This window comes from Synechococcus sp. R8-2, assembly GCF_047461715.1.
Lineage (GTDB): Bacteria > Cyanobacteriota > Cyanobacteriia > Thermostichales > Thermostichaceae > Thermostichus.
On the sequence record NZ_JANSHQ010000459.1, the window covers coordinates 1 to 5,006 of the forward strand.

Below are 5,006 nucleotides of genomic sequence, written 5' to 3' on the forward strand. Positions count from 1 at the left end.
TCTCTAGGATACAAATCTCCCCCTCTGTTCTGAACAAGCCTTCTCTCAATCGCTCAGGCAAAACCAATCCATCACCATCAACCAACTGGCGCAAGAGGCCCAGGGATCCCTAAACGAACAATTGGCTGCGCTGCTCGACCCGTAAAGTTGGCCCCAAGGCATTGAGAAGAGAGACGCCGTAGCTGCGGACGATAATGCGGCTATCCAAAATAGCCACCCATCGAGTGGGGGAGCTGGGGTCTTCTCCCGAATCAGAGCTTTGCCGTAGAGGCGCAACAGCCCGTTGCAACTGGGCAGCGGCCACCGGCAAAAGGTACTGACGGAACCAGTCCTGCTGGGTGCGTTGCAGATATTGCACCCGTCCGGCCACCCTTGGGTCTTCCACAGAAGGGAAGGGCAAAGTGGCGATCACCATCAGTTCCGGGCGAGGCAAGCCGGCCTTGTGGTGCAGCCAGTAGGGCCAGTCGCAGACCAAAATGCCCTTTTCGCCCGGAAAAGGGCTGTTTACCCGCACCCGCGAGCCGAATTCGGCAGCCAAAGCCGCCCCCACCTGTGCCTGCAGAGGTTGATCCGACACCAACACCACCACAAAGCCTTGCGCTTGAGGGATCAAGTTTTTCAGCTCTTGCAGCAGGTGATCCCGAAATAGAGGGCTGTTGGGCAAGGGCAGGCGCGGCAAGTAAAGGGAAAGCTCCGCCCCGCCGGAACGGGGCCAACCCTCGCCTGAGGCAAACCGCAACGGCGTCAGATCCGGCAAGCCCAACCGTCGCCGGTAGGTTTCCGCCTGGCGATCCAGATCCAGCGCTTCCCCAATAATCACCACCGGCTGTGTGGCCCAAATGGGGGCCAACCAATCCTGCAGAGCCGCCGGGCTGTGGTGAAGGGTGAGGCGACCGGTTTCTCGGTCGGTTTCGGCCCACCAAATCCATTTGGAGACGGGATCCCGCTCAGAGCTAAGTCTTCGGCGGATCTGATCCCAGGGATCCGGCAGCCAGCCGGGGTAGCCTGTCACCAAAGACAGCACAGCATCCAGGTGAACCTGTTCATCCGCATGAAGCAGACAGCGGGAAAGAGGCCGCCGCAAAAGCTGCAGGGACAAATTGACCTGAACCTGGGAGAGCTGCTCCGCCTCGGCAGGGAAGATTTGCCGGAGCTGTTGCCAATGGCTGGCTTCCAGGGTCACCGTTAGCGCCTGGTAGGCCCAATCTTCCAGGTCTTCGGCTCCATCCAGGATCAAAGGGATCCCTGTCGGCACTTGCGAGGATCCCTTTCTCAAGCGAGCTTGCAGCCAATCCAGGGGATCCACCAACAGCAACCCCTGGAAATCGGGATCCGGCCAACGGTCTTTTTGCAGGACGGGCTTATGCAACTGCAGGGTGTGCTGTAGCCAGGGGATCTCTTCCCCCAAAATTTGCGCCTGCACAGGAGCTGTAGCGCAGAGCAAGGTGGGGTTGGGCCACATCAGGGCCGGCAGCAGATAACTGAGGCGGTGCTGACCCCCAGCAGGCACCTGGATCAAGGTGCTGCGACCCAACCGCAACCCTCGCGCCACCATGCGAGCCATCGTCAACTGGTGGGGCCACAGGGCTTCGGGAGACTGCCGCAAAAGCTGCCGCAACTGTTGGTGGACTTCAACCTCGATCACGGTTCAGTACGCCGGGGATCTGCCACAGACGGTAGGGTGAACTAGCCTATTCTAGGGTAGAGAAGAAAACCAAAGCCCATCTCTGGGGTGAGCGATGTCTCTTCTAGCTGCTGTTTCCACGGAGGGCCAACCCGTTGCACAGACGGGATCCCTGCTTCTAGACCGCTCCAGGTGGGGCCGTTTGCGCATGAAGGGATCCCCAGGCTTGGACTATCTGCACAACCGAAGCACCCAAAATCTGAAGGCCCTCAAGCCAGGGCAGGGGGCCGACACGGTTTTCGTGACCCCCACCGCCGGCATCCTGGATCTGGCCACGGTGTACGTGGGAGAAGAAGACTGCTGGATCTGGACTTCGCCCCAGCGGCGCAGCCTGCTGATGCAGAGTTTGGGGCGCATGCTGCCTTTGGTGCGGGGAGCACAGTTGAAAGATGAGACGGACCAGACCTTTGGTTTTGGGTTGCTCGGCCCCCAGAGTCAGGCTCTCCTGGAGCAAGTGGTGAGCTCAGAAGAGATCCCGACCGGGCCTCATGAGCACCGCCCCGTGGAGATCCAGGGGATCCCTGTCCATCTGGCTTGTGGCACGGGTCTTGCCCAGCCGGGGTTTACCCTCTGGGGCACCATTGACCAGAAAGTCGCTCTTGAAGAATGCTTGCTCCAAGCCGGAGCCAAGCTGGCCCCACCTGAGCTGTGGGAAGTCCTCCGCCTAGAAGCGGGTCGCCCCGCCGCCGACCGAGAGCTGACCTCAGACTACAACCCCCTAGAAGCCGGCCTGTGGCGAGCTGTTTCCCTTGACAAAGGTTGCTACGTTGGCCAGGAAGTCTTGGCCAAGCAGGTAACCTACCGGCGCATTCGGCAAACTTTGTGGGGGATCCGCCTCCAAGGAGAAGCTCATCCTGGCACAGAGATTTTGCGGCAGGGGGAAAAGATTGGGCTGCTGACCAGTGCAGGCCTAACTTCGCAAGAGTACCTGGGATTGGGATACGTGCGCACCAAATTCAATCCTGCCGAGGGGCTGGAAGTTGAAGTCGGCTCAGCGCCGGGAGTCCTGACCCGAATGCCGTTTTTGAGTTTCCCGCCTATTGTCTAGGATTGTTTTTGCGGCAGAGACCTCCCCTCTCCCGCTTCAAGGGAGAAACGCGGGCAAAGGATCCAGAACTTATAGGTCAAAGTGGCGGCGAAAGCGGGGATCCCGTCGATCCTTTTTGCGTCGGTTGCAGGTTTTGCACAACGTTTGCAGATTGCTGATGTCGTTGCTGCCCCCTTGGGCAATGGGGATGATGTGATCGATCTGAAGCTGAACCTCTGGGGGCGACTTTCCGCAACCGCGACAACGGAAGCCGTCTCTTTGGAAAACATACTCCCGCACGGCTGCTGGAATTAAAATCCTTTCGCCGGATTTTCTTTCTTTCATCGTTATTCATCCATACTGCGAAGATCGTCCAGTGGAGACTTTTCATCTAGAGGTTCTAATATCTCTTGGTCGGGTTCTTTTATCAGAAATTCAGGATTGTCAGGATAAAAGTCAATCGTAACTTCTACTCTTACTTTTACTCTACCGGTCTGCCAACCGTTAGTTTTAGGAGAAAGAATCGAGCATGGAACTCCTTTATGGAAAAAATGAACCTGATCTTCATAGGGAATACCTGTTTGTATCTCAGACGAACTCAAGTGACTGTTTAGTCCGCTTCCCATTTGGTCAAACCTCAGGAAATAAGAATTGATAGAATCGCAAAGCTTGGAAATCATGTAGACTTTCTGCTTATTGTTCTTGTTGATAAAAGTGATAACTCCGTCTCCCAGTTGGCTAAGATTAATGGATGTTTTTGTCATCTTATCGACCTCAAGACATAGAGACAACTTGAACAGCCCGTAAATCATCCAGTATAGAATCCTCTAGTTTTCTGGGAGCGCTATCTCCAGAATCTCTATATGGGTCATCAGGAACAAACTCGAGATAAACTTTGACTGATATCTTGCCAGAGATCCACGACTTTCTGGGCTGTAAGACTCTAGATTCTATTCCATCCACGAGCATTCTAATGTCCGCATAAACCTTTCTTGATTTAAGGTAACCGTTTGTCTGTAAAGTATCTGAAAGAAGGTAATTAATAATTGCTCTATGCAAGCTACTTGGAAGGTAGACTTGATCACCAATTTCAACGACAGTTTCCCTATCATCTGACCTAAAAACTATCGGATCGACCACGGCATTGTCTCCTATTGCTAACAGACTTTACTGACTGACATCTCCCCGAATGTCATCCAAAAGAGATCCAATGCCTCCTGATCTGGAGGGCTGTCGAGCTCGCTAAAGCAATCTTGAGCTTGTTCAGAAAGATTATCTGGCACTTGATCAACCTCCTGGATCAACCTCCTGGTGCATTTTTCCAGTTAAGTTATTCCTCACCTCCGCGAAGGTCATCTAGAGGGGATTCACTGCCGCCCTCTGAGCCTGTATCCTCTGGCTCAAACTCTACAATGATCCGCAATCTGACTCTGCCTTTTTCCCAATCTTTCTTGCCTGGCACCAAGAGCTGACAAGCAAGTCCCTGCCCAAACCACTTCGCTTCTTGCAACAATTTTTCTTCTGGCTTGGGAGCAAGAAGGCTACTGGCAATGTTGAGCAAGTCTTCCGGCGGCAGGATCCCTGAGGATCTCAAGGCCGCAATGAACAAGCGATGCAGCTCTTCTTTCTTGGTCAAGTCCTCTTGGGCTGCTTTGACCAAGTTGGCAACCTTGAAAGTTTTCTCCCTTACAGAGAGGATCCCTTCTGGGTGCTGCTGTAGAGGTATTGATTTGGATCCCATGACTTTATCTGGATCAAGTGAAAGGCCAAAAACAAAGACAAGCCGCTCTATCTCAAATCATCGAGAATGCTATCCAACTCTGGAAAACTCTCGTCTATGGGTGTAGAACGACCAAGAGCGACTGCTTCGCTTGCATTGCTGTCACCTACTTGCTGTTCAGGAAGACTTGCCAAAATTTGAACTGACTCACCAACAGAGGAAGGTTCAGGACGAGTAATCAAGGGCAGCATCTCACGATTGAGGCCCAAAGCTTGCAAGCAGAGGTTGATCCCAGAAACAGCTTGGTTGTACTTGTCTATGCTTGCCTCCAGTTCTTTCAGCCGCTGTTGGTTAAGCGCAATTTTCTCTTCAGCCTCTTTCCTGAGAGTTGCTTCCATGAACTGCTTTGCTTCTGGGTACTTTTGTAAAATCTCGTCGGCTACTTGCTTGGCAACCGGCAATAGTTGAGTTTTTAGAGTGTTGTTGGTCTCTTGTCGGAAGCTAGAACGCACTGTCTGGTTAATTTTCGGCTCGAAGTCAAGCTTGAGTAATTGTCGGATTCCAGGCTCTGCGTC

The 5,006-nt window shown here is 53.6% G+C and carries 6 protein-coding genes and 1 pseudogene; 1 reads left to right on the plus strand and 6 read right to left on the minus strand.

Annotated features, from left to right (window positions below):
- Positions 1–109 precede the first annotated feature (109 nt).
- Positions 110–1,645 (minus strand): hypothetical protein, encoded by a 1,536-nt coding sequence (locus tag NW819_RS11000; RefSeq protein ID WP_414413760.1) that lies wholly within the window; start codon positions 1,643–1,645, stop codon positions 110–112.
- A 94-nt stretch (positions 1,646–1,739) separates the two neighbouring features.
- Between NW819_RS11000 and NW819_RS11005 the strand changes: the two genes are divergently transcribed.
- On the plus strand, positions 1,740–2,732 hold the full coding sequence (locus NW819_RS11005) for a YgfZ/GcvT domain-containing protein (protein WP_414413761.1): 993 nt from the start codon (positions 1,740–1,742) through the stop codon (positions 2,730–2,732).
- Positions 2,733–2,801: 69 nt separating this feature from the next.
- Here NW819_RS11005 and NW819_RS11010 read toward each other — a convergent pair whose 3' ends face one another.
- The 5 genes and pseudogenes from NW819_RS11010 to NW819_RS11030 form a co-directional block, all read right to left on the minus strand.
- The gene (locus tag NW819_RS11010) at positions 2,802–3,056 is read right to left on the minus strand and encodes an HNH endonuclease (RefSeq protein ID WP_414357979.1); all 255 of its coding nucleotides are present in this window, start codon (positions 3,054–3,056) and stop codon (positions 2,802–2,804) included.
- Between the two features lie 2 nt (positions 3,057–3,058).
- Entirely contained in the window at positions 3,059–3,475 is a 417-nt protein-coding gene (locus tag NW819_RS11015; protein WP_414344169.1) for a KGK domain-containing protein, read from the minus strand.
- Positions 3,476–3,485: 10 nt separating this feature from the next.
- Positions 3,486–3,851, minus strand: a complete 366-nt coding sequence (locus NW819_RS11020) for a KGK domain-containing protein (protein WP_414413762.1) — start codon at positions 3,849–3,851, stop codon at positions 3,486–3,488.
- A gap of 190 nt (positions 3,852–4,041) precedes the next feature.
- Complete coding sequence (locus NW819_RS11025) at positions 4,042–4,452, minus strand: KGK domain-containing protein (RefSeq protein ID WP_414413763.1); 411 nt, start codon at positions 4,450–4,452, stop codon at positions 4,042–4,044.
- Between the two features lie 47 nt (positions 4,453–4,499).
- A pseudogene (locus NW819_RS11030) lies at positions 4,500–5,006 on the minus strand (dynamin family protein); the annotation flags it as partial.

Excerpts from the sequence above, each read along its gene's own strand:
- NW819_RS11005 (WP_414413761.1), top strand. The coding sequence starts at position 1,740 with ATGTCTCTTCTAGCTGCTGTTTCCACGGAGGGCCAACCCGTTGCACAG.
- NW819_RS11010 (WP_414357979.1), bottom strand. The coding sequence starts at position 3,056 with ATGAAAGAAAGAAAATCCGGCGAAAGGATTTTAATTCCAGCAGCCGTG.
- NW819_RS11015 (WP_414344169.1), bottom strand. The coding sequence starts at position 3,475 with ATGACAAAAACATCCATTAATCTTAGCCAACTGGGAGACGGAGTTATC.
- NW819_RS11025 (WP_414413763.1), bottom strand. The coding sequence starts at position 4,452 with ATGGGATCCAAATCAATACCTCTACAGCAGCACCCAGAAGGGATCCTC.